General features: G+C 35.0%; 19 protein-coding genes, 1 tRNA gene, 1 other RNA gene and 2 pseudogenes. 16 read left to right on the top strand and 7 right to left on the bottom strand.

All coding sequences use genetic code 11. The annotated features are described in order from the left end of the window. The first annotated feature begins 64 nt into the window (after window positions 1–64). The 3 genes from STRINF_RS03790 to STRINF_RS03785 all read left to right on the top strand — a co-directional run bounded on the left by STRINF_RS03790 (window position 65) and on the right by STRINF_RS03785 (window position 2,902). Window positions 65–1,096 (top strand): aldose epimerase family protein, encoded by a 1,032-nt coding sequence (locus tag STRINF_RS03790; RefSeq protein ID WP_006531706.1) that lies wholly within the window; start codon window positions 65–67, stop codon window positions 1,094–1,096. Between the two features lie 216 nt (window positions 1,097–1,312). After that, entirely contained in the window at window positions 1,313–1,534 is a 222-nt protein-coding gene (locus STRINF_RS09845) for a DUF4649 family protein (RefSeq protein WP_006531705.1), read from the top strand. Window positions 1,535–1,582: 48 nt separating this feature from the next. After that, complete coding sequence (locus STRINF_RS03785) at window positions 1,583–2,902, top strand: FAD-containing oxidoreductase (RefSeq protein ID WP_014293819.1); 1,320 nt, start codon at window positions 1,583–1,585, stop codon at window positions 2,900–2,902. Between the two features lie 272 nt (window positions 2,903–3,174). Here STRINF_RS03785 and STRINF_RS03780 read toward each other — a convergent pair whose 3' ends face one another. Continuing rightward, on the bottom strand, window positions 3,175–4,041 hold the full coding sequence (locus STRINF_RS03780; RefSeq protein WP_006531703.1) for a helix-turn-helix domain-containing protein: 867 nt from the start codon (window positions 4,039–4,041) through the stop codon (window positions 3,175–3,177). 207 nt (window positions 4,042–4,248) lie between these two features. On the opposite strand from STRINF_RS03780, the gene STRINF_RS03775 reads away from it, so the two are divergent. The 5 genes from STRINF_RS03775 to STRINF_RS03755 all read left to right on the top strand — a co-directional run bounded on the left by STRINF_RS03775 (window position 4,249) and on the right by STRINF_RS03755 (window position 10,931). Then, complete coding sequence (locus tag STRINF_RS03775; protein ID WP_006531702.1) at window positions 4,249–5,433, top strand: pyridoxal phosphate-dependent aminotransferase; 1,185 nt, start codon at window positions 4,249–4,251, stop codon at window positions 5,431–5,433. 2 nt (window positions 5,434–5,435) lie between these two features. After that, entirely contained in the window at window positions 5,436–7,145 is a 1,710-nt protein-coding gene (locus tag STRINF_RS03770; protein ID WP_006531701.1) for a hypothetical protein, read from the top strand. A 1-nt stretch (window position 7,146) separates the two neighbouring features. Next, a complete protein-coding gene (locus STRINF_RS03765) occupies window positions 7,147–8,301 on the top strand; it encodes an ATP-grasp domain-containing protein (protein ID WP_223903589.1) in 1,155 nt (384 codons plus the stop codon). A 148-nt stretch (window positions 8,302–8,449) separates the two neighbouring features. Beyond that, window positions 8,450–9,703, top strand: a complete 1,254-nt coding sequence (locus STRINF_RS03760) for an MFS transporter (protein ID WP_006531699.1) — start codon at window positions 8,450–8,452, stop codon at window positions 9,701–9,703. Between the two features lies 1 nt (window position 9,704). Continuing rightward, entirely contained in the window at window positions 9,705–10,931 is a 1,227-nt protein-coding gene (locus STRINF_RS03755; protein ID WP_043878319.1) for an ATP-grasp domain-containing protein, read from the top strand. A 292-nt stretch (window positions 10,932–11,223) separates the two neighbouring features. Here the strand turns inward: STRINF_RS03755 and STRINF_RS03750 are convergent, their stop codons facing one another. Beyond that, entirely contained in the window at window positions 11,224–11,454 is a 231-nt protein-coding gene (locus STRINF_RS03750; RefSeq protein WP_006531697.1) for a hypothetical protein, read from the bottom strand. Window positions 11,455–11,506: 52 nt separating this feature from the next. On the opposite strand from STRINF_RS03750, the pseudogene STRINF_RS03745 reads away from it, so the two are divergent. Beyond that, window positions 11,507–12,409: pseudogene (locus tag STRINF_RS03745) on the top strand (site-specific integrase); the annotation flags it as partial. An 81-nt stretch (window positions 12,410–12,490) separates the two neighbouring features. Here STRINF_RS03745 and STRINF_RS03740 read toward each other — a convergent pair. From STRINF_RS03740 to STRINF_RS03730, 4 genes are all read right to left on the bottom strand, one after another. Then, a tRNA-Lys gene (locus tag STRINF_RS03740) sits at window positions 12,491–12,563 on the bottom strand. 1 nt (window position 12,564) lies between these two features. Next, window positions 12,565–12,756: non-coding RNA, 6S RNA (gene ssrS, locus STRINF_RS09840), on the bottom strand. Window positions 12,757–12,865: 109 nt separating this feature from the next. Then, complete coding sequence (locus STRINF_RS03735; RefSeq protein ID WP_006531695.1) at window positions 12,866–14,134, bottom strand: replication-associated recombination protein A; 1,269 nt, start codon at window positions 14,132–14,134, stop codon at window positions 12,866–12,868. Beyond that, window positions 14,124–14,618 (bottom strand): GNAT family N-acetyltransferase, encoded by a 495-nt coding sequence (locus STRINF_RS03730; protein ID WP_006531694.1) that lies wholly within the window; start codon window positions 14,616–14,618, stop codon window positions 14,124–14,126. The genes STRINF_RS03735 and STRINF_RS03730 overlap by 11 nt, the downstream gene beginning before the upstream one ends. Before the next feature lie 63 nt (window positions 14,619–14,681). Here STRINF_RS03730 and STRINF_RS03725 point away from each other — a divergent pair, with 63 nt between their 5' ends. From STRINF_RS03725 to STRINF_RS03695, 7 genes and pseudogenes are all read left to right on the top strand, one after another. Further along, entirely contained in the window at window positions 14,682–15,152 is a 471-nt protein-coding gene (locus STRINF_RS03725) for a DUF3013 family protein (protein WP_006531693.1), read from the top strand. 1 nt (window position 15,153) lies between these two features. Continuing rightward, window positions 15,154–16,053 (top strand): annotated as a pseudogene (locus STRINF_RS03720) (GIY-YIG nuclease family protein). Window positions 16,054–16,264: 211 nt separating this feature from the next. Next, entirely contained in the window at window positions 16,265–17,218 is a 954-nt protein-coding gene (gene prmA / locus STRINF_RS03715; RefSeq protein ID WP_006531689.1) for a 50S ribosomal protein L11 methyltransferase, read from the top strand. Continuing rightward, on the top strand, window positions 17,219–17,968 hold the full coding sequence (locus tag STRINF_RS03710) for a 16S rRNA (uracil(1498)-N(3))-methyltransferase (RefSeq protein WP_006531688.1): 750 nt from the start codon (window positions 17,219–17,221) through the stop codon (window positions 17,966–17,968). Between the two features lie 90 nt (window positions 17,969–18,058). After that, complete coding sequence (locus tag STRINF_RS03705) at window positions 18,059–19,072, top strand: LacI family DNA-binding transcriptional regulator (protein WP_006531687.1); 1,014 nt, start codon at window positions 18,059–18,061, stop codon at window positions 19,070–19,072. 259 nt (window positions 19,073–19,331) lie between these two features. Beyond that, the gene (locus STRINF_RS03700; RefSeq protein ID WP_006531685.1) at window positions 19,332–21,512 is read left to right on the top strand and encodes a PTS transporter subunit IIBC; all 2,181 of its coding nucleotides are present in this window, start codon (window positions 19,332–19,334) and stop codon (window positions 21,510–21,512) included. A 102-nt stretch (window positions 21,513–21,614) separates the two neighbouring features. Next, window positions 21,615–22,430 carry an endonuclease/exonuclease/phosphatase family protein gene (locus STRINF_RS03695; protein ID WP_006531684.1) on the top strand — a complete coding sequence of 272 codons (816 nt, stop codon included), beginning with the start codon at window positions 21,615–21,617 and terminating at the stop codon, window positions 22,428–22,430. Between the two features lie 346 nt (window positions 22,431–22,776). Here the strand turns inward: STRINF_RS03695 and STRINF_RS03690 are convergent, their stop codons facing one another. Beyond that, window positions 22,777–23,814 (bottom strand): M42 family metallopeptidase, encoded by a 1,038-nt coding sequence (locus STRINF_RS03690; RefSeq protein ID WP_006531683.1) that lies wholly within the window; start codon window positions 23,812–23,814, stop codon window positions 22,777–22,779. Between the last annotated feature and the right edge of the window lie 97 nt (window positions 23,815–23,911).

The following is a 23,911-nucleotide window of genomic DNA, read 5'->3' as shown; positions in this document are numbered from 1 at the left end:
AAAACGTTTACAAAAAATTTTAGGAGGAGTAAAATAAAGACAAGACCTAAGAAAGAGGGAAAAAATGGAAGTAAAACAAGAAATTGTTGAGACAATTAATCGGCAAAAGATTGAAAAATACACTATTATTAATGATAACGGTGTCCAAGTTGGTTTACTAACACTGGGAGCAACTTGGCAAGAATTTTTAGTGCCAGATGACAAAGGTGGTCAGAAAAATCTTATCATTGGTTTTGATGAGCCAAGTGATTATCTGAAAAATCCTTTATGTGCAGGTCAATCAATCGGACGTGTTGCAGGGCGTATTAATCAAGGGAAAGTTAACCTTGATGGCAAAGAAATTCAGCTACCACAAAACGAAAAAGGAAACACTCTTCACGGTGGTCCAAAAGGTTTCCACAAACACATTTGGCAAGCAAGAGTTGAAAATGATATTGACAAAGCCACTGTTGTCATGACTTACAATGCCAAAGAAAGCGTTGATGGTTTCCCTGGTGATATGTTGATAACAGCACGTTTTACGCTGGATAACGACAATCGTTTTACAATTACTTACACTGGTAAAAATGGCGGTCAAGCGACCCTCTTTAACCCAACTAACCATGTTTACTTTAACCTCGGTGAACGCCAAGACTTGACACACCATACCTTTACTTTGGCTACTGACTGTTACTTGGAAACACATGATGATTTGGTGCCAACAGGAAAATTCATTGACGTTGCTGGCACAGCTTATGATTTTCAAACTGGGCAAAACCTTGGAGAGGCTATCGCTGATACAGGCGGGCTTGACGATGCTTTCTTGGTAAATGCTTCGGTTGATAAACCTTGTGGAGAATTGAAAGATGAAGAAAGTGGCGATTCTGTTCACCTTTATTCTGACCGTGATACTTGGGTCGTTTACAGTATGGGTGGCATTCCTGAGGATATTTATCCAGCGCGTGATAAGGGTAAAATGGCTAAAGAATTTGAAGCCTTAGCGCTTGAAGCACAATTTCTCCCAGATGCTATTAATAATGACGGTTTTGGTGATATTGTTCTTCCAGCCAATACCGAAAAGACTTACACCATTGCTTTTGAATATCACAAAGGATAATATAATTTTACAAATTCAGTTAAAAAAGAGATTTCTGTTTGGAATCTCTTTTTATAATTTACAATTGATTCTTGAATTATGATTGAGAAAATCCAGTCAGAGCAAAATAGTTGTGTAAAAACATACTTTGTAGTAGCATAGCGTTATACAGTTCTACATACTATATTCCAACATCAAAGTAATATAGTATGTAGAATTAGAAAGGAAATGTAAATAATGATTGAAATTACATTTTTAAACTCCGTAAACCAAGAACGATTAGTGACGTTTGACTCATACGAGGAATTCGAACGTTCACAGCAAACCTGCTCAATCGATATTGCCGACTATTACAAAGTCACTAAGGTCGTATATAACGGTCATGTACTGGATTATTCAGGAAATTATGGCAACCTATTTTACTACTTCTTAAAACAAGATTTAACACAATATCGCTAATATCATGTTTGTTATTTAATGATGCGGTGCTTTTATGGGGGAAGAAAAATGAAAACATATGATTTATTAGTCATAGGCTTTGGTAAAGCTGGAAAGACACTTGCTGCTAAAATGAGTTCTCTTGGCAAGAAAGTTGCTCTTGTTGAAGAAAGTTCTTCAATGTATGGAGGAACTTGTATCAATATTGGCTGTATTCCAACAAAAACATTAATCCATGCAGCTGAAAATCATTTAACATTTGAGCAGGCAATGGCTGAAAAAGAGGTAGTTACGCATCGATTAAATCAGAAAAATAAAGCCAATGTGGTCAATGCTGGTGTAGATCTTTATGATGCTAAAGCAAGTTTTGTCTCTAATAAGGTTATTAAAATAGTTGCTGGCGAGGATAGTGAACGGTTAACAGCTGATACTATAGTGATTAATACAGGCGCCATTTCAAATCGTTTGCCTATCCCAGGATTAAAGGAATCTAAAAATGTCTTTGACAGCACTGGTATTCAAAAATTAGAAACTTTGCCACAAAGGTTAGGAATCATTGGAGGGGGTAATATCGGGCTTGAATTTGCCAGCCTTTATGCTAATCTTGGCAGTAAGGTCACCGTTTTTGAGACTGCTAACCGTATTTTGCCACGTGAGGAGGATATCGTTGCGCAGCTAGCAAAAGAATACATGGAAGAAGACGGTATTTCCTTTGTTTTAAATGCTCAGATAAATGCTTTAGAAAATGATGAAGAGGATAATGTTATTTTAAGCAATCATGGTCAGAAAATGAGTTTTGATGCTGTCCTTTATGCGACTGGTCGTAAACCGAATATTACTGACTTGGGACTTGAAAATACAGATATTGTGGTAACAGACCGTGGTGCCATTGAGGTTGATGATTATTGTGAAACTAGTGTTCCAAATGTTTATGCTGTTGGGGATGTCAATGGCGGACTCCAATTTACTTATGTGTCATTAGACGATTATCGCATAGTTTTTAATAAATTAACTGGACAGAGTGATTATAACGCTAGTCAGAGAAATAATATCCCCACTACATTATTTATTAACCCTGCTTTGGCACGTGTAGGTTTAACAGAAAAAGAGGCTGCAGAGGCAAATCTTCCCTATAAAGCAAATGAATTAATGGTTTCAGCTATGCCTAGAGCTCATGTTAATGGCAACCTTCGAGGTATTTATAAGGTTATTGTTAATGAAAAAACACAAGATATTTTAGGAGCAACTCTTTTTGGTGAAGGTGCTCAGGAAAATATAAACCTGATTAAGTTAGCTATGGATAACCATATTCCATACACTTATATTAAGAATCAAATATTTACGCATCCTACTATGGCAGAGAACCTTAATGACGTTTTTAATTTTTGAAATAAAAGACGACCAGCAGATTGTCAAAAAATTGATAAAATCGCAACAAATCGATTTTATAACAAGCAAAAAGCCCTAAACAAAGGGCTTTTTCTTATGACGTTTAGTCCTCCCTATAGGTAGTTTATAGAGATTTATACATACTAAAGAAAAGGATTTTTATTGATTTTATGCGATTTTAGTATCTTTATATTTTAAAAGAATTTATGTTTCGCAACAAATTTGCAACAAATTGAGGAAAGATTTTATGCAACTTATCAATAAAGTCATTTCTAATCAGTAGCTTCTGTACTTCCATTAATAATTTTTAAGTAATGTTCAGTATAATTAGTAAGCATAGTCGTATCACCAAGTATTTCAAATACCTGCAATGCTTGTTCCATTTTTTCTCTTCCTTTGCTTTTTGATTTTTTAAACTCAAAAAATCCTTCTGCATATAGGAAAACAGTTTGTTCATAATAATTTAGTTCGCCATCTAGTAACTTTTTTATTTTTTTTATTAGGTAGTTACAATCATTAAACTTCCTATGCTCAATACTTGTTATTAAACAATTAATTGCAAGTTGTGTTACCAACTTTTTATTGTTTTTATTTAAAGAAGAATATATATAATTTCTTAGCATCTCCCTTGTTAGTAAAATCAAAGATGAGTAATCTATAGTGGGTGCACAATTTCCTAATAGGATAATTTCATAATATCCCCAAAATTCAACTTTAAAAAGATAGTCAGTTAATTCAAGTAATTCTTCTTGGCTAGGTTTTATTGAACTATCAATGGTGTATAAGATAGATTTTATCATTGTCTTATCAAATTTGCTTAACTGAAAATTATCTTGAGTATTTAGTAGATTTATTAAAGTATCAATCTCTTGCTCAGAATAAGCTTTACGGATGTATTCAAGTAAGTCGATAAAAGACTGATTTTTTTTATTATCATTATTATATAAAATCATGAATTCATCTAAAGTAACATTCATTTTATCTAATATATTAACTAGACGAATACAGGAGATTTCAGATTCTCCTCTTTCGAATCTTGAGATTTGAGATTTTGAAAGATATTTGTCTGCAATAAAGGTGAGGGAAATATTTTTCCCTTTTCTTATTTTTCTGAGTATTTTCCCAAGAGATGACTTCATATAAATTCCCACTTTCACAACAAAAATTAAGTTGCTTTAAATTTATTATACAATAATCGGAAATAAAGGAGAAATATTATGAACAAATTTTTTCGAATAGTAACGATAATTGTGGGAATAATTATTATTGTCGGCGGATAATATATACTATGATAGTAGTTGTATGTTATATAGTTTGTACAGATATTTTAGATAATGAGGTGAAAAATGACTGAATTTTCAAAAAGAATAGATTATTTGAAGGATTCTCCAACTTTAAAATTAAATGACAGGATAAATTTTTTAAAAGGACAGGGGAAAGATATAATCAATCTTACAGTAGGTGAACCGAATTACTATGAACCAATAGTATCAAGTGAAGCAGCAATTTCTGCTATACAAAAGCATTTCACACATTACACGAATAGTTCAGGGATTCTTTCATTAAGAAAGAATATATGTGAGAAGCTTAGTAAAGAAAATAATTTGAATTATAGTCCGCAACAAATTACAGTATCTACGGGAGGAAAACAGGCACTTTTTAATACTCTCTCAGTGCTGGTAAATTATGGAGATGAGGTTATCATCCCCACTCCTGCTTGGCCAAGCTACGAGGCACAAGTTAGACTTGTTGGTGGGATTCCTAATATGGTTCAATTAAATGAAGAAACAAATTTTAAACTTACTCCAGATATATTGGAAAAAAATATTAGTAATAAGACCAAAGTCTTATTACTAAATAGTCCATCAAATCCTACAGGAGCAACATATCATAAAGAAGAAATGGTAGAATTAGCCAGAATTATTGAAGAAAATGGATTAATTGTTATAAGTGACGAAATCTATGAGAGATTGGTCTATGATATAGATTTTATTTCTCCCGCCTCTTTATCTGATTATATGTATGAAAATACAATTACTATTAACGGTTTTTCAAAATCATTTGGCATGACTGGTTGGAGAATAGGATATTCTGCTGCTCCTATTGAGATTGCAACAAAAATATCGGCTTTTCAAAGTCAAATTACAGCCAGTATTTCCTCTATCTCTCAGGTAGCAGCAGAGAATGCGGTTTTAAATTTTGATTACTCACATGTAGAGGATTTAAAGACTTGTAGAGATTATTTAATGGATATTATAACAGATAATACTGACTTATTATTACCTAATAGACCAGATGGAAGTTTTTATTTGTTCCCGAACTTAGAAAAATTATTCGGGAAGAAGTTTTTTGGACATATAATTACTAGTGATGAGGACTTTTGTGAATTATTATTATCTGAGGTAGGAGTTGCATTAACTCCAGGCTCATTTTTCAATGCACCAAGGAATGTGAGAATATCTTATGCTAAGTCGTTTGATGAGATTCAGGAGGCAGGAAAAAGACTTATTAAATTTTTTGGAGATGAATAATAATGGTTGCTGGTGACTACAAATCGCTTGTTGATACAGTTATTGAAAAAGCAAGAAAAGAAAAAGATATTTTGATTGCTTTAAGATTATTATTAACATTAGATGGAAAACAAGAATTTGATGAAGCAATACTTCCTTTATCAAATAGAGATGTTAAAGTTATTGAGAATCTGCAAATTTTACCTGAGGATTCTGAACAAACAATAAAACTACATTGTTATTTTAGAAATAACAAAATAGAATTTTCTGATGTAGAACTATTAGAAGATGAAAATTGTAAATTTGTACTATCTTTTATGCTATCTAAAGATAGGTGGCATGAAATTTGTAAACAAGGTAGTGAAGTGATGAGAAAAGAGTATAAAAGATGCTATAGTTTACTTAAAAAATTAGATGAAGCTGGTTTGCAACAACGTTTATTAAGAATAAAATATTATTTGTTACATATGGCTCCGGTAATTTATTATGTAGGAGCGTCGTGCTATTCAAATTTTGATTATCTTAATAATTTAAGTAGCAAAACTAAAGAAATTAACAGAAATTGTCTACTAGAATATTGGCTTGAAAGTCCATTGGAAAAGTGGGAAGAAAACGACTACATATTTGTATGTTTTACGGATTATATACTGAATTCTGGAATACAGACACGCTTAGAAGAATTTAATGGAAAGCAAATTTCCTTAGGTAATTTAGAAGAGTATCTAGAATTTAAGTATTATCAATACAAACGACTTCTTGGAGATACGGATGTAGAATTTTTAGGGGATTTTTCAGAACTTGAATTAGATAATAAAGTACAAAAACTAAAGGAGAAGTGGGAGAAAATATCGAAAACAACTGTTATTTATAGAGGAATTAATGGTTTATCTCTACAAAAGTCAGAAGAGTTCATTCAAAACGAAGACCTCCTTTCTAAATTCGTTTTCGATTCAGATTTGAGTAGCGAATTGTACGATACATTTGGAGTGAAATCTAACAGTTTAGAAGAATTTCAAACAAGTATTAAAGAATATTTTCAAAGAGATTTATCCCATCTTGAAGAGCGTTTTCTAGATTTATTAAATTTTATTTTTCTACGTTTATCCGATATTACTCACAGTGATATTGCATTTTCAAGATATTTTGGTAATGTTGGCTTATTAATAAAATTAGATTCAGAAAAAGATTATCAAAATATTATCTCTCTTAGTCCTAAAAATTATTATTGTCTTGTTACCCCAAGTAAAAATATGTTAGAGAATGTTCCAGTTGATTTACTTTCAAAAATTGGAATGGCAATAAATTCACGTATGCTGTACAATGGATGGCATTATATGCCAGGGAATTTTATTAATTGTGAGCAGGTTGATTTTAGTGAACGGGATTTTTATTTTTCAGCAGTTTTGTCTGATGTTACGAATAAAGATAAATATCATCATGTTGGTCACGTCAAATTGGATATTAATAATTGTATAAGAGTTCCTTTAACTATGACTATTAATGGTAGAGCATACAAAGCATTAATGGATGTGAGAACTTTTAGAAGAGGAGATAATGAATATTCAATAAGCGACCTAGAAAATGTAATAATATATTCTAAGTACGTTAAAGTCATTGGACAAGCAATTTTTGATATAATTACAGATAAAAAAGATTTTTCTTTTGCGTTACAACAAGTAAATAGAGATAATTATACTAAAAATTTAGCTGAATTGAAGAAAAAGAGGTATTAAAGTGAAAAGAATTTTATTCATTAATTTGCGTTCACATTATGTTGAACGTATGGAGCCATTGTACGCAGCAAAAAAATTAGGGGTTGAAGTTGTACTTCTTGCAGATATAAAGCCACAAATTGATGATGGATACATATCAGAAGATAATTTTATTATTACGGATACATATGATATGGCTAATGCACTTCAAAAAGTTATAGAGTTTGCTAAAGATAAGCCCATTGATGGTGTCCTAACTTGGTCAGATAGAGATATCGAGTTAGTCTCACTTATTGCTGAAAAGTTAGATATACCTGCTCCAAATATTGAAGCAAGTAAGAATGCTAGGAATAAGTTTTTGATGCGGAAAGCTATTTCAGAAGAAAACCCAGAACTATGCCCAAAATTCTTGAGAGTTACAAATCTTAGCGAATTCAAAGAAGCAGTTGATGTAATAGGTACTCCAGGGGTATTAAAACCAGTAGGGGCTTCTGGTAGTAAAACGATTGTAAAAATATATTCGGAAACTAATTTGGAAAGTGTATTTGAACGAGTAAGGTCAGAAACTAGAATTTCAAGGGACAAAGTTTATAAATACTTTCCTGATGAATATATTTATGAAGAATTACTTTCTGGTGATGAAATGTCAGTAGAAGGTTTTGTTTCATCAGTAACTGGAGAAGTAGTGATAGCAGGTATGACTGATAAATATGTTACGGATGAGTATTCAACAGAATATAAAGAAGTAGAACCATCTCAAAAATCTCCTAAATTTCTTAAACTATACAGCGAAAAGGTAAAGTCCGCAGTAAAATCACTAGGACTTACAGCCTGTGCCTTTCATGCTGAAGTAAAAGTAGTCGGTGAGACTTTAAAAGTTATTGAGATAGCTGCACGACCGGGAGGCGGCTTTATAACAACACATTTAGTAAAATTGGCATCAGGAGTTTCATTTATTGAAGAAACCATAAAGAATGCTTTGAATCAGCCAATCGATAAAAAAATCTTTTTTGAAAGTTGGTCTCAATCTCCTAAGTATGTTGTTGGGCAAGAAGATTTTATGTCTGAAAAAGAGGGTGAGGTGTCTAGAGTAGGAGGTCTACCAGAAATCTTTGAAGATTCTAATGTTAGATGTTTATCCTTGAAAGAGGTGGAGATGAAGTTATTCTCCTCCTAAAATACGGCTCACTTACACAGGTAGAATAATGTAGCTGCTTCAAATATAAAGAAGTTGAAAAGTCACTATTAAGAGCAAAAAATAAATATAGATTTGAAGTAAAGTAAATATGTAATTTAAAATTGACATTCATTAATAAGGGGATACTATGAATTTTTTTAATAAAAAACTTTTCTCCTATTCAACGTCTGTAAAATTTTATTTAATAGGAACTTTCATATCTAGTATAGGTGATGGAATGTTTTCCTTAGCTGTTAGTAAGTTAGCTTTTGATAAAACTGGTACAGTAGCTGGAGTTGGTGGTGTGATTATCATTCAGTCTATAACAACGTTTTCGCTTAACCTACTTGCGGGCTATGTTGCTGATGCATATGATTCTAAAAAGATTTCAATTTATTCAGATTTAATACAAGCGATATTAATAATATTGTATGCCTTCTCATTAATTTATCTTAACGGTGTAAGTTTGCTTTTATTTTTATTAACGACTGTTATTAGTTGTATATCTCCTTTTTTTAGAGCTGCAAATTTTAAGCTTCTTCCAGAGATTGATAGAAAAGATTTAAGTTTGGTTAAATTAAATGGGCTAAGAAGTTCTGTTAAACAAGGAGGTTTACTACTTGGCTCCACTCTCATTGCACCTTTTATTTTTTTTAATTTGCTTCCACTTACTTTTCTATTAAATGGCATTAGTTTTCTTATATCTTGCTTATGTACATATAGGGTAATTCTTACAAGCACTACTAAAGAGGGAAGAATAGGGCCTTTATCGAAGATTTCAGAAATCTATAAAAGTTGGTTTTCATTAGTAAAGGAGCTATTTCTTAATCATAAAGTATTTTTCCTTGTTTTATTTTCAACTTTTGATTATTTGACAATAAATTTTATTAATTTAATAGGTATAAAATATGCTGAAACAGTATTACATAATTCAGCTTTTATTTCTCTCATTGATGGTGGCTATGCTGCAGGTGCAATTATTTCGTTTTTGTTAATTAACATAGTCTTTTCAAAGTGTGACTTTAATTACATTTTATGGATAGGACTGTTTGTCCAAGGAATAACGATTATTTTAATGAACTATTTTTCAACGGCGTATAGTACATTTATTCTAATATTTATTATAGGAGTTTTTACAGGTACCTCTATTTCCCTTTTTCAAACAATTCTGCATAAAGGAATATCTCAAAAATTTCATGGAAAGATATCAAGCTTTAGGGATATGATGGTTTCCGGTGAAACACTTTGTATTATTCCAATATTTTCTTATATTATAAATTTTGATTTTAAAAGGGGAATTTTGATTTTTGGAATTCTTATATTAACACTGTCGTCTATTTTAGCTTGGTTAGGTCTGACTAAATATTTTCCAAGTATAAAACTCAGAGAAAATGGAGAATAAAATGAAAAAAAGAATATGTGTTATAAATACTGTGACTTGGCTTAGAGCACCTATTTCAAATTGGCTTAATGATAATCTTGATACTACCTTAATCTCGAGTTATCAAGTTGATAAATCATTGCTTAAAGATATTAATCAATTTATATATTTTGAAAAATACAATGATGATGAGGAGCTTGAGAATTTAGTTATTAAACTTCACCAACAGGAGAAATTTGATTTACTTATTGCTCTCTCTGAAAAGGATATTTTGCGAGTAGCAAAGTTGAGAGAGCTTTTGGGAATACAAGGGCAAAATTATTTTTCAGCACTTCTTTATAGGGACAAATATATCATGAAGCAATTTGCTAAAATAATCGGATTAAATGTTCCAGAATTCAGCACTTTTTCGGAGCCTTGTGAGTTGATGGAAAAGGTTTCAAAAATTGGTTTTCCTATCTTAATCAAGCCTTTATCAAAATCGGGTTCTGAGGGAGTTCAGGTTCTAAAAAATAAAGAGGAGTATGATGACTACTTAGAAAAGAAGAGTCTCTGGGGAGAAAATTATGATGTAGAACAGTTTATTTTAGGTGATACGTATCATGTTGACGGAATTGTTGAAAATAATGAGCTTAAATTTGTATCAGTTTCTAAATACTGGAATAGTCTAGGAAAAAGTACAACATTAATGGAAAGTACGCAAAATACAACAATAACTTTTGCAGACTTTACAATAAATAAATCAGATTGGGAGTTTTTACTATTAAAAGGGGAGACTAAAAAATTTGTGGAAAAATCTAATTTTAATAATGGCACTATCCACGCAGAGTTTATAATTTCAGAGAAAGATAAAACGCCTTATTTTATAGAAATAGCAAGCCGTACAGGTGGTCTAATGATAAGCGATACGATTGAAAAAAAATATGGCATTATCATGAATGAAGTTTCCTTTTATTTACAAGTTGGACAAAAAGTGACTTATCCTTTAAAAAATGAGCCAGAAAATTTTGGTTTTTTAACAGTTTTTCCACAGAATAAAAAATTAATTGAATATGACGTAAGTAAAATTAAGCAAGATTTAAATGTCATTGATTTTTATGAAAATCATAAAATAGGTAAGCACTACAAATCTACGGAATATATGAATCATATAGGTATTATTTTATTTAAAGGTACCAGTCAAGAGAATATGAAACAAAAAATACAATATTTAACACGACTTATTGATTCAAATATAAAGTGGGAATAGCGTATTTATAATTAAAGCTAACTCTACCTTACTTATCCTAATTGGTAACTTTATAACTGAGAATTTTTTAAAATATAAAAGCGAACAACATTGGTTAGAACTCCAATTTGTTCGCTTTTATTTATGGTTGGTAATTGGGTAAAGTTTACATGTTAGGTAAATAAGGATATTGATTATGCAGTAATTGCTAAGTTAGTTACTTTGCAGTGTTTTGTTGTGTTTTTATAAATTTCTAGTTGCTAAAAATAGTGCTATTTAATATTAAATATTTTCTGATTACTTCCAGTTAGAGTTAGTGTTTTCTATGAGGAAATGCTTCTGAGATATCTTTCTCAACTTCTATAAATATAGTATTAAGAATTTCTCGTTCATCATCATCTAATTTGTATTTTGTGATTAAATTGTCTTTAAGATTGAATGCCTTAATTTTATTTTGCGTCATTTCAAATAGAATAGCCCACTTTAATTTATCTCGCTCTACTTTAGAAAAGTTCTTAATATCACTAACATCAAAATCAGACAAAAATCTTGTAACATCAACTCGTGAATAAATTGTTTGTCCTAATAGTTCATCAAGCGATAGGAGTGATGTTACTAAGTCAAAATATCTAATGCGAAAAAATGTTATCATACGCTTATTTGGAGATAAGAAAATTTCAAAAATAAAACCTAGTGAATATCAACGTATTATGAATGAGTATGGTAAAAAGGTATCAAGAAAACATTTAGGTCGGTTGAATAGCAATATAAAATCAAGTATTCATATGGCGATTGCTGATAAAATTGTCATTGAGGATTTTACAGCCTATGTAGAATTATTTTCTTCAAAACAAGGTCAAGAGACCGAAGAAAAGTATCTTCACACGGAAAAAGATTACCAAACTGTTTTAATCTATTTAAAAGCTAAGTTTGATTATCAAAATTCAATTGTTCCCTATATTATATTTTTCCTTTTCAAAACGGGTATGAGATTTGCAGAATTGGTTGGATTAACTTGGGAAGAGATTGATTTTGAGAAAGAAGAAATTAGAACATATAGACGTTATAATACTGCTACACATCAATTTACAGGACCAAAGAATAAAACTTCTGTAAGGAGTATTCCAATAACTGCTGATATGTTAAAAGTATTTGCTTTCTTAAAGAAAATGCAAGAAAAGACTAACAAAGAGCTAGGAATTAGTAATAAAAATAATCTGGTTTTCCAACATTTTGGTTATGTTCATGATATGCCAGATATTGCAACTGTCAATAAAGCTATGAAAATAATGCTTACTGAACTTGACATTTGCCCCATTATCACAACAAAAGGTGCACGCCATACTTATGGTAGCTATCTTTGGCATAATGGGATTGACCTTGGTGTTATTGCAAAAATATTAGGTCATAAAGATATTTCTATGCTAGTTGAAGTTTACGGACATACCTTACAAGAAAAAATTGATGAGGAATTTCTAGCTGTTAAACATTTATTATAAAATCGCAACAAATTTCGCAACAAATCGATTTTAGAACAAGCAAAAAGCCCTAAACAAAGGGCTTTTTCTTATGATATTTAATCCTCCCTATAGGGCTCGAACCTATGACCCATGGATTAAGAGTCCACTGCTCTACCAACTGAGCTAAGGAAGGATAATAAGCTGTATTGGCACCGTGATTCACGCTTTGTATTGAACCCGCGATCTTAAAGCAGGTGGGCAACTCGCTTCTCCTTAGTCGCTTCCGCGTGTGACGGCTTGCATACTGGAGAAAGACTACTGTTTCCCGAAATACAAAAATTTAGTCGGTCAACACATTGATGTGAATTCGTATGCCACAGCAATAACCTATGTAATTATGATACCACTTTAAAAAATTTTTTCAAGGGATAAACTGAAATTTTAGAAAGCGTTTTTTGAAAAAACTCAAGAAAACTTACAGAAAATAGGTCGTAATTATTTTGATAAATGATCGATGCGTTCTTTATTGGCACTGAGGGCACGCTCGTATTTTCCTGTTTGGTTGGGGTCAAAATAATTTTTACCGACCAATTTATCTGGAAGGTATTGTTGTTTCACCCATTTTTCAGGATAGTTGTGAGGGTATTTGTAATCTTGAGCATTACCTAGCTCTTTACTACCAGCATAGTGTCCATCACGCAAATGGCGTGGGATTGGTAGTGAGCCGTTTTTGTGCAAATCAGCGATAGCTTTGTCGATAGCTGTGTAGGCTGAATTTGATTTTGGTGATAAGGCTAGGTCAATTACGACGTTAGCAATCAAGATGCGGGCTTCAGGAAAACCTATTTTTTGAGCTGCATCAAGTGCTGTGACGGTATGAATCTGGGCATCGGGATTGGCAAGACCAATGTCTTCATACGCGATGACAGTCAGTCTTCTAGCAAGGCTTGGTAAATCTCCAGCTTCAATCAAGCGAGCTGCGTAATGCAGGCTGGCATTAACGTCAGAACCACGGATGGATTTTTGAAGAGCTGAGAGCACGTCGTAGTGTCCATCGCCGTTTTTATCCATGGTAATGTAGCTGCGCTGTAAGCTATTTTCAACGGTATCAAGGTTAATGTGGCGAATACCTTTATCATCAGCTTTGGTTGACATGACCGCTAAGTCTAGCGAGTTAAAGGCAGAGCGCAAATCACCGTTGGTAGCTGTTGCGATGAAATCAAGAGCATCCGCATCAATATCGACATCAAATTCAAAGCCGCGCTCTTTATCTGATAATGCAGTTTGTAGGGCTTGTTTGATATCGTCGGTTGATAGAGGTTCTAACTCAAAAATTTGCACGCGGGAGCGAATGGCGGGTGTCACTGAGAAAAATGGATTTTCTGTGGTTGCCCCAATCATGATGATATTTCCATTTTCAAGTAGGGGTAAGAGAAAGTCTTGTTTGGTTTTATCGAGACGATGAATTTCATCAAGGAGTAAAACCAGACCACCAGAAAATTTGGCTTCTTCAGCGATTTCTTGCAGGCGCTTTTTACTGTCGGTTGTGGCATTGAAGGTCCGAAAGGCGTACTTGGTTGTTCCTGCGATAGCACTAGCAATTGAGGTCTTTCCAATTCCAGGAGGACCGTAAAGAATCATGGATGAAAGCTTATTAGCTTCTACCATGCGGCGAATGATTTTTCCTTCGCCTACCAGATGCTTTTGTCCAATGACTTGATCGATATTTTTAGGACGCATCCGTAAAGCGAGATTATTTGGCATGTATTTCCTCCAAGTAATAACTGTACATGAGGTCGTCGACGTAATTATGGTTTAGGTAAAATTGATTTTTCAAAATAGCCTCTTGTTTAAAGCCTAATTTTTCGTAGAATGTGCAGGCTTTTTCATTTGATGATAGCACATGAATGAGAACTTTTTGGTAGCCGTCAGCTTTTGCCATATCGAAGAAAGTTTGGATAAGTTTGCGTCCGATACCTTGACCGCGCGTTTTTTCAGAAACGGCAATGCCAAAAGTTACCACGTGATGACTGCTAGGGAAAGGATAATAAGTATGGTAATCAAGAACACCTAAAATGTCCTGATTTTCTTCAGCGACAAGATAATGTGTTCCATTTTCAAAATCTTTGATGATTTTATCCTTATTTGCAATAGGTAGCGGAGCTGGCGTGTTAAATGTATCCCATGTTTGGTTTTCTAGTATAACCACTTGTTCAATATCTTCTAGCTCCATTGGTCGTATTTGCATGTCATTTCCCCTTAAGTATGATAAAATAATTGTAACACAAAAGAAGATTGGAAGAAATTTTTAATGGCTAAATTTGGCTTTTTATCAGTATTAGAAGAAGAAATGGATAAGCACTTCACCTTTGATTATGCCATCGATTGGAATAAGAAAAATCATGCGGTGGAAGTGACTTTTATTTTGGAAGTGCAGAACCAAGCTGCTGTTGAAACCGTGGACGACCAAGGTGAGGTTAGCAGCGAGGATATCGTTTTTGAAGATTACGTGCTATTTTACAACCAAGCAAAATCTAAAGTTGACCATGATGACTACTTGGTGACTGTTCCTTTTGATGCGAAAAAAGGATTCTCACGCGAATTTTTAGCGTATTTTGCAGAAACATTAAATGACGTTGCAACTAAAGGTCTTGATGATTTGATGGATTTCTTAGCAGATGAAAATGCAACTGACTTTGCTCTTGAATGGGATGCTGAGAGCTTTGAAAAAGGCAAAGCAGAGTTAAAAGAAACAGAATTCTTTGCATATCCGAGATATTAAGATGGTAAAAAGAGGTAAAAATATAAATATGTTTCTGATGGATGGTGAAGTCACTGCTAAGATTAAGTGTACTTTATCCAACTGGACAGGCGTGATTTATAAAATTCCTAGAATTCAATTAGGTGATTTAAAATCAAGACCTGAGATGAAACAAAGTGGTGTTTATTTTTTACTCGGTCGTGATGATGCTAATCAGCAGGATACAGTTTATATTGGTCAAGCAACGAGCCGAAAGAATGGTGAAGGTGTTTTGTTACGTGTTCAAGAGCATACTAGGGATAATCATGCTGATTATTTCAATGATGTCATTGTATTAACAACTCAAAATAATTCCTTCGGGCCGACTGAAATCAGTTATTTGGAAAACAGATTTACTTAGCTAGCAAACGAAGCAAATCGTTTTGTTGTTCGAAATGGTAACGAACCAAATTCTGGCAATGTAACTGAAGAAAAGCAATCTGAACTGGATGAGGTTGTTGAGAATACAAAAACAATAATTGGAACCCTTGGTTATCGAGTATTTGTTCCTATGATTAACGGTGACAATTCTGTTGATGAAGAGCCAATTGAGGCTGAAACTGTTCTTGCTCTTAAACGTAACATTAAGCGATCAAACCGTGAAATTATTGCAACTTGCCGACAGACAGCAGAGGGATTTGTTGTTCTTGAAGGCAGTATGATTGAACTTACAGATGGTAAAGGAATTCCAGAATCTATTCGTAACTTGCGACAAGAGTTACTGAAAGAGGGAATTATCAAGGATGGTATCCTCAAGAAAAATCGATTTTTCAATAGTCCATCTTATGCAGCATCTTTTGTTTTAGGTATGCCTACAAACGGTCGTACTGATTGGAAGGATTCAAATGGATGTACTTTGAAAGAGAGAGAAGAAAATTTATAACAATATGTAAATGTTCAGGTGTTTTATTGTGGATAAAGAGAGTTAATAGCTCCGCCTGAAATAGATTAGATAGAAAGGAAAAGGTTCGGTTAGTATTTTAACTGAACCCGCCCGAAACACTGTGCCAAAAAGATAAAATTCTCCTAGACGCAAGCGCCGTCGGTGATTTTCCTATTTTGGCTTTGTGTTTTACGGGCTTGGTATCTTAATTATGGACAAGTGGCAAGAGTTGACTGTTGAGGTTTTACGTGATGCAGAAGAGGCTGCGTCAAATATTTTGATTGAATTGGGTAGTCAAGGGGTTGCTATCGATGATAGTGCTGATTATCTTGGACACGTCGGGAAATACGGTGAAGTTTTCCCAGAAATCAAACAAGTAGAAACTGTGAAAATTACGGCTTACTACCCTGAACACATTGACATTGAAGAAGTTGAAAAAGAAGCGTCTAAACGTTTGGCTGAATTGACACATTTTGGTCTGGATGCTGGTGAGGTTCACTATGAGACACAAGAATTGGCTGAGCAAGATTGGGCTGAAAATTGGAAGAAATATTATGAGCCAACACGTATTAGTCATGATTTGACAATTGTTCCAAGTTGGACAGATTATGAAGCTAGTGAAGGTGAAAAGACGATTCGTCTTGACCCAGGTATGGCTTTTGGTACAGGAACTCACCCAACGACAAAAATGAGTCTTTTTGCGCTTGAACAAGTGCTTCGTGGTGGTGAAACTGTGATTGATGTGGGAACTGGTTCAGGTGTGCTTTCAATTGCAAGTTCACTTCTTGGGGCTAAAGATATCTACGCTTATGACCTTGATGAAGTAGCTGTGCGCGTGGCACAAGAAAATATTGACCTTAATGCCAACACTGAAAATATCCACGTGGCTACTGGTAACCTTTTGCAAGGTGTAGACATTCAAGCTGATGTTATCGTGGCAAATATCCTTGCGGATATCTTGGTTAACATGACCGAAGATGCTTATCGTCTTGTGAAAGATGAAGGCTACCTTATCATGTCAGGAATTATTTCTGATAAATGGGAAATGGTTCGTAAGTCAGCTGAAGACGCAGGATTTTTCCTTGAAACACATATGGTTCAAGGGGAGTGGAATGCTTGTGTCTTCAAAAAAACAGATGATATTTTAGGTGTAATTGGAGGATAAATGCAACAATATTTTGTAGCTGGACAGGCTCAAGATGTGGTGACAATCACAGATAAAGACACGGTAAAACATATGTTTAACGTTATGCGCTTGACTGAAGATGAAGAAGTGGTGCTAGTTTTTGATGACCATATCAAGCGTTTAGCAAAGGTTATCGACAGTGCTGAGCATTGTTTTGAAATCATTGAAGAGCTTGATAGCAATGTTGAAATGCCAGTTGAAGTGACGATTGCTGCTGGTTTTCCAAAAGGGGATAAGTTAGAATTTCTAGCTCAAAAAGGTACTGAACTTGGGATGGCAAATCTTTGGGCATTCCCAGCAGATTGGTCAGTAGTTAAATGGGATGGCAAAAAGTTAGCTAAAAAAGCAGACAAATTGGCAAAAATTGCGCTTGGTGCTGCTGAGCAAAGCAAACGTAATGTGATTCCTCAAGTCACTCTTTTTGAGAAAAGAGCGACTTTTATGGCTGAGCTTGAGCAGTTCGATAAGATTTTCATTGCCTATGAAGACTCAGCAAAAGAAGGCGAAACAGCTGTTTTAGCGCGTGAATTGTCACAAGTTAAAGCGGGAGAGAAAATTCTCTTTATCTTCGGACCAGAAGGTGGGATTTCCCCAGAAGAAATTGCAGCGTTCGAGGAAAAAGGTGGTCTGAAAATTGGCTTAGGTCCGCGTATCATGCGTGTAGAGACAGCACCGCTTTATGCTTTATCAAGCGTCAGCTATGCTTTGGAATTATTAAAACAAGAGTGAGATTTTTCTCGCTCTTGTTTTATTTTTTAATTGACAGCGCTTTAAAAAATTCTTATCCTATAGATAACGATTTCAAGATGAGGATAGAAAATGACAACGATAAAGAATGTAGCAAAGCTTGCTGGCGTCTCTACGTCAACAGCTTCAAGAGCTTTGCATAACAGTGACATGATTAGTGAAGCGACAAAGGAACGTGTTCGTCGTGCTATGCAAGAATTAGATTATTCACCAAATTATTCTGCGCAAAATTTGGTTAACCGCACGACTAACACCATAGGGATTGTTCTGCCAGTTCGCGAGAGACAAGACTCTCTTGGTAATAACCCTTTTTTCATGCAGATTATCCAAGGCATCTCAAGCGTTTGTAGTGAGTATGATTATATGGTTAGCTTGGCAAGTGGGCGTACGGTAGATGAGCTACGCAAAAATTGTCAGGCACTGATTCGCAGTGGAAATATTAGCAAATTTATCTTTTTGTATTCGCACAAAGATGACCCTGTTTTTGATTTTGTCAAAAAACAGAAAAAAGTTTCTTGTGTGGTTGTCGGAAGTTCTTATGAAAAGCTTGCTACCAAATCTGTCCAATTTGTGGATAATGATAACCATCAGGCAGGGCGAGATGTTGCTGAATTTATGGTGAATAAAGGTTTTGAACATCTTGTCTTTGCCTATACTGACATGAATGAATTGGTGCAGACTGAGCGTTATCAAGGCTGTCGCGACTATCTGGAAGAACATCAAAAAGACAGTTTGTCTCTTCATTTTTCAAGGGTCAAAGAAGATGAGAATATTCTTAAGTTACAGCAGTTTTTAGCTGAACACCCAAAAACACAAGCTTTTATTGCTTGTGATGACATCATGGCTATCCGTTTGCAACGTTTGCTTAAAAATGGCGAACAAGAAAAGTCTTATGCTGTGATTAGCTTTAACAATTCTTTGATTACAGAAATTGCCAATCCAGCTTTGACATCGGTTGATATTTTTCCTTATCAGCTTGGTGAAAAAGCAGCGCAATTGCTTTTAGAAAAATCTATAAAAAGCGTAAGCCAGAAAGTCATCATTCCTCATCAAATCATCGAAAGAGAATCAACCTTGCGTTTTTAATTAAAAATGAAAAGAGTAAAGAAAGCTTTTTTCATTGGGAAAGCATCTCTTTACTCTTTTTGTTTTAAATTTTTTCTAGAAAACGCTTTACAAAATAAAAATACGTGCTATAATAGAATCATCAAAACAACGCAAACGTTTGCGTAAATTATTCAACTCACAAATCATTTATTTTACAAAAAACAAGTAATATTAGTGACGTTATTGCTTTGTTTGTAAAGCAAATGGTTTCCGAGAAAAAGTTTTAAGGAGTCATTTCATGAAGAAGGCATTTAAAAAATTGACCAGCTTCGAATTTTGGCAAAAATTCGGTAAATGCTTGATGGTTGTTATTGCCGTTATGCCGGCAGCCGGATTGATGGTTAGTATTGGTAACTCGCTCTCGCTAATCAATGCTGACTCAGCTGTACTTGCTACTGTTGGTAATGTTATCGCACAAATTGGTTGGGGGATTATCAATAACCTTCACATTTTGTTTGCTCTAGCTATTGGTGGTAGCTGGGCAAAAGAACGTGCTGGTGGTGCATTCGCCGCTGGTATCGCATTTATTCTTATCAACTTGATCACTGGTCACATTTACGGTGTATCACTTGATATGATCGCTGATAGTAAAAGTGTTGTTCACAATGTTCTCGGTGGCAAGATGCTTGTCTCTGACTACTTTGTCAATGTGCTTGGTCAACCAGCGCTTAACATGGGTGTCTTTGTAGGTATTATCTCAGGTTTTGTTGGGGCAACAGCTTACAATAAATACTATAACTACCGCAAATTACCAGATGTTCTTTCGTTCTTTAATGGTAAACGTTTCGTACCATTCGTTGTTATCTATCGTTCAGTTCTTGTTGGTTTGTTCATGTCACTTGTTTGGCCAATCATCCAATCAGGAATCAACGGATTTGGTATGTGGATTGCATCTTCACAAGATTCAGCACCATTTTTAGCACCATTTTTATATGGTACTTTGGAACGTTTGCTTCTTCCATTTGGTCTTCACCACATGATTACTATCCCAATGAACTACACTTCACTTGGTGGTACTTATGAAATTTTGACAGGTGCTCAAAAAGGTACTGAAGTCTTTGGTCAAGACCCACTTTGGTTAGCATGGGTAACAGACCTTATCAACCTTAAAGGTTCAAATCCTTCAGATTACCATCACCTTATGGCAACTGTAACACCTGCCCGCTTCAAAGTCGGACAAATGATTGGTGCAACTGGTACACTTATGGGGCTTAGCCTTGCAATGTACCGTAATGTTGACCCTGACAAGAAAAAAAAATACACTGCTATGTTCATCTCAACAGCAGCAGCAACATTTTTAACAGGTGTTACTGAACCAATCGAATACATGTTTATGTTTGTCGCAATGCCACTTTATGTTGTATACGCACTTGTACAAGGGGTGACATTTGCTCTTTCTGATTTAGTTAACCTTCGTCTCCATTCATTTGGTAATATCGAACTTTTGACACGTACACCAATGGCTCTTAAAGCAGGTCTTGGTGGAGATTTAATTAACTTTGTTATTTGCTCTATCTTATCAGGTGTTGTGATGTACTTCATCGCAGACTTTATGATTAAGAAATTTAACTTTGCCACTCCAGGTCGTAACGGTAATTACGATGACATGGATGATGACACTGCTGTATCAACAACTGGTGCGACAGTATCTGCAAACTCTCAAATCGTTCAAATCATTAATCTCCTTGGTGGCCGCGATAACATTGAAGATGTTGATGCTTGTATGACACGACTTCGTGTAACTGTCAAAGATGTCGCACGAGTTGGTGATGAAGAAACTTGGAAAAAAGCTGGTGCTATGGGTCTCATTATCAAAGGCTCTGGTGTTCAAGCTGTTTACGGACCAAAAGCAGATATCTTGAAATCTGATATTCAAGACCTTCTTGATTCTGGTGCTGAAATTCCAACAATCGACTTAGCAGAAGTTAAAGGTAATGATGTTACAAAAGTCTCATATAAAGGTGTCACAGAAGATGTCCTATCAATCGCAGATGGTGAAGTAAAACCAATCACAGCTGTTAAAGATCCCGTATTTTCATCTAAAATGATGGGTGATGGCTTCGCTGTTGAACCAGAAAATGGTAATGTTTATGCACCTGTGTCAGGTATTGTCACAAGTGTCTTCCCGACTAAACATGCCTTTGGTTTATTGACTGATAGTGGTCTTGAAGTTCTTGTTCACATCGGACTTGATACTGTTGCTCTTAACGGTGTGCCATTCTCTGTTAAAGTAGCAGAAGGTCAACGTGTTCAAGAAGGTGATCTTTTGGTGGTAGCTGACTTGGCAGCTATCAGTTCAGCAGGACGTGAAACGACAATCATTGTTGCCTTCACAAATACAGCAGAAATTAAAGCAGTCAATTTAACACAAACAGGAAAAGTTTCTGCTAAAACACCTGTTGCAAAAGTAGAACTTTAAGCTTATATTACTAATAGTGATAAAGAGATTTGGGTTAAAACTAAATAGAAGGGAGTCCGGGGTAGACATCTCGGACTCTCCTTTAACTTGAGGAGAAAGGACATGGCAAAATTTTTAACACTTAATACGCATTCTTGGTTAGAGGCAAATTCGCTAAAAAAATTATTCGATTTGGCAGAAAATATTTACATTGAGAATTATGATGTCATTTGTCTTCAAGAAATTAACCAAGATATTCGAGGCTTAGCTGCAAAAGATGTGGAAGGGTATGAAAAATTACCTGGTAGCCCAGAATTACACTGTGATAATTATGCTCTTCAATTGGTCAATTACCTCAAAAGCCAAGGAAGACATTATTATTGGTCTTGGGCTTATAACCATATTGGATATGATAAGTACAATGAAGGTGTTGTGATTTTATCGAAAAATCCAATTAAGGTAAAAGATATTCTTGTCTCAGAGGTGGATGATGAGCATGATTATCATACTAGACGTGTCCTAGCGGCTGAGACTGAAGTTGATGGCAAACCAGTTACCGTGGTGAGCCTTCATATGTCTTGGTTCGGTAAAGGATTTGAAAGTGAATGGGCAAAGTTAGAAAAAGCGCTCAGCGATTTTCCTAAACCACTTGTCCTTATGGGAGATTTCAACAATCCTACCGATACGGCTGGCTATGATATGATTTTAAATAGCCCGCTTGAGTTGCAAGATAGTCACAAAGTGGCTAAATCCATTCAAGGTGATCACACCATTATCGAAGATATTGATGGCTGGGAAGGAAATAAACAGTCACTCAAGGTTGATCACGTTTTTACAAGTAAAGAAATTGAGATTCAATCCTCAACCGTTGTCTTTGATGGTGGTGAATCTCCAATCGTCAGTGACCATTTCGGTCTTGCTGTCGACCTTAACTACTAACTAATTCTACCTCCTAATTATTTGTTTGTTTTTTGTAAAAAAATCGCTCCTGTTTTCAGGGGCGATTTTGATGTGTAAAAAAAACACCTTGGTAAAAGGCGTTTTAAAATATAAACAAATCTAAAATTAGTTATTTACTATAATTTGATTTTAGAAATATTGCGAGCTTTGCTCTCGATAGAGTGATACTTTCTACCGTGGTGAAAGTGGCTGAAATAATGATAAATCAGCCACCGGGAAGTTTTGAGACTTTAGGCTCAAAACTTAGGCATGGAATTTCGAAGAAATTCGCTGCCGACCATACCACCTAAGGGAAGTATCAGAAAAAAGATTTTGTTATATATCTTTACTCCACAATTGGGCTTTTTAGGTAAGCGTCAACAAGGCGTTCTGTTGCTTGGACAGAGTCGATGTGTGTGCGTTCGTATGAGTGGCTTGATTCGATGCCTGCGCCAAAGAGGGCGTGTTTGACTTCGGCACCTGCACGAAGGGCAGCAGAGGCATCACTACCATAGTATGGGTAGATGTCCAATTTGTATGGGATTTTATTTTCTTCAGATAGGGTAACAAGGTGTTGGCGGAGTTCGTAGTTATAAGGTCCAGAACCGTCTTTGACACAGATTGAAACGCTGTATTCATCTGTTTGTTGGTCGTCACCCATAGCCCCCATGTCAACTGAAAGGTATTCGACTGTTGCAGCTGGAATGCTTGAGTTAGCACCATGACCGAGTTCTTCGAAAGCTGAGAAGTAGAAGTGAGTTGTGTATGGCAAAGTGATATTTTGAGCCTTGTATTCTTTGAGCAATTCAATGAGAATGGCTGCTGATACTTTGTCATCCAAGTGACGTGATTTGATGAAACCTGATTCGGTAACAACCACGCGTGGATCAAATGAGATAAAGTCCCCAACTTCGATACCAAGGGCGCGTGTTTCTTTTTCGTTGGTCACTTTTTCGTCCAGACGAACTTCCATGTTTGCTTGATTGCGTTCAGCAGTTCCAGCATCTTTGTAGACATGAACAGAAGTTTGGTGCATAAGGATTGTACCACTAATTTTTTTACCATTTTTGGCAACGTGGATAGTACAATTTTCACCTTCGATAGCGTTGTAGACAAAGCCACCGATAAGGTCCATTTTAAGGCGACCGTCTGGTTTGACAGCTCGCACCATAGCACCAAGGGTATCAAGGTGAGCTGTGACCACGCGGTGTTTGCTGTCATCTTTACCAGTGACAGTGACCATAACGCCACCTTTATTTGTGCGGACAGGAGCGTAGCCAAAGTTTTCAAGCTCAGCAATCACGTAATTCATAATGTGGCTTGTGTAGCCAGTAGGTGAAGGGATATTTGCAAGTTTTGTAATATAATCAACTGTTGTTTTCATTGTCTCTCCAATACCATCTAGTCATTTGTCGGACATTTCCGACAGTCTAATGTCATTATAACATTTATTTGCGACTTTGTTTCTGACGAAGAAAAAA

Origin of the sequence: Streptococcus infantarius subsp. infantarius ATCC BAA-102 (assembly GCF_000154985.1) — a bacterium.
In the GTDB taxonomy this organism is placed as follows: domain Bacteria; phylum Bacillota; class Bacilli; order Lactobacillales; family Streptococcaceae; genus Streptococcus; species Streptococcus infantarius.
Note: the sequence above shows the minus strand (reverse complement) of the source record. Positions and strands in the feature narration are given on the sequence as shown.

Coding starts and splice junctions, on each gene's coding strand:
- STRINF_RS03790 (WP_006531706.1), top strand. CDS start 65: ATGGAAGTAAAACAAGAAATTGTTGAGACAATTAATCGGCAAAAGATT.
- STRINF_RS09845 (WP_006531705.1), top strand. CDS start 1,313: ATGATTGAAATTACATTTTTAAACTCCGTAAACCAAGAACGATTAGTG.
- STRINF_RS03785 (WP_014293819.1), top strand. CDS start 1,583: ATGAAAACATATGATTTATTAGTCATAGGCTTTGGTAAAGCTGGAAAG.
- STRINF_RS03780 (WP_006531703.1), bottom strand. CDS start 4,041: ATGAAGTCATCTCTTGGGAAAATACTCAGAAAAATAAGAAAAGGGAAA.
- STRINF_RS03775 (WP_006531702.1), top strand. CDS start 4,249: ATGACTGAATTTTCAAAAAGAATAGATTATTTGAAGGATTCTCCAACT.
- STRINF_RS03770 (WP_006531701.1), top strand. CDS start 5,436: ATGGTTGCTGGTGACTACAAATCGCTTGTTGATACAGTTATTGAAAAA.
- STRINF_RS03760 (WP_006531699.1), top strand. CDS start 8,450: ATGAATTTTTTTAATAAAAAACTTTTCTCCTATTCAACGTCTGTAAAA.
- STRINF_RS03755 (WP_043878319.1), top strand. CDS start 9,705: ATGAAAAAAAGAATATGTGTTATAAATACTGTGACTTGGCTTAGAGCA.
- STRINF_RS03735 (WP_006531695.1), bottom strand. CDS start 14,134: ATGCCAAATAATCTCGCTTTACGGATGCGTCCTAAAAATATCGATCAA.
- STRINF_RS03730 (WP_006531694.1), bottom strand. CDS start 14,618: ATGCAAATACGACCAATGGAGCTAGAAGATATTGAACAAGTGGTTATA.
- STRINF_RS03725 (WP_006531693.1), top strand. CDS start 14,682: ATGGCTAAATTTGGCTTTTTATCAGTATTAGAAGAAGAAATGGATAAG.
- prmA (WP_006531689.1), top strand. CDS start 16,265: ATGGACAAGTGGCAAGAGTTGACTGTTGAGGTTTTACGTGATGCAGAA.
- STRINF_RS03710 (WP_006531688.1), top strand. CDS start 17,219: ATGCAACAATATTTTGTAGCTGGACAGGCTCAAGATGTGGTGACAATC.
- STRINF_RS03705 (WP_006531687.1), top strand. CDS start 18,059: ATGACAACGATAAAGAATGTAGCAAAGCTTGCTGGCGTCTCTACGTCA.
- STRINF_RS03700 (WP_006531685.1), top strand. CDS start 19,332: ATGAAGAAGGCATTTAAAAAATTGACCAGCTTCGAATTTTGGCAAAAA.
- STRINF_RS03695 (WP_006531684.1), top strand. CDS start 21,615: ATGGCAAAATTTTTAACACTTAATACGCATTCTTGGTTAGAGGCAAAT.
- STRINF_RS03690 (WP_006531683.1), bottom strand. CDS start 23,814: ATGAAAACAACAGTTGATTATATTACAAAACTTGCAAATATCCCTTCA.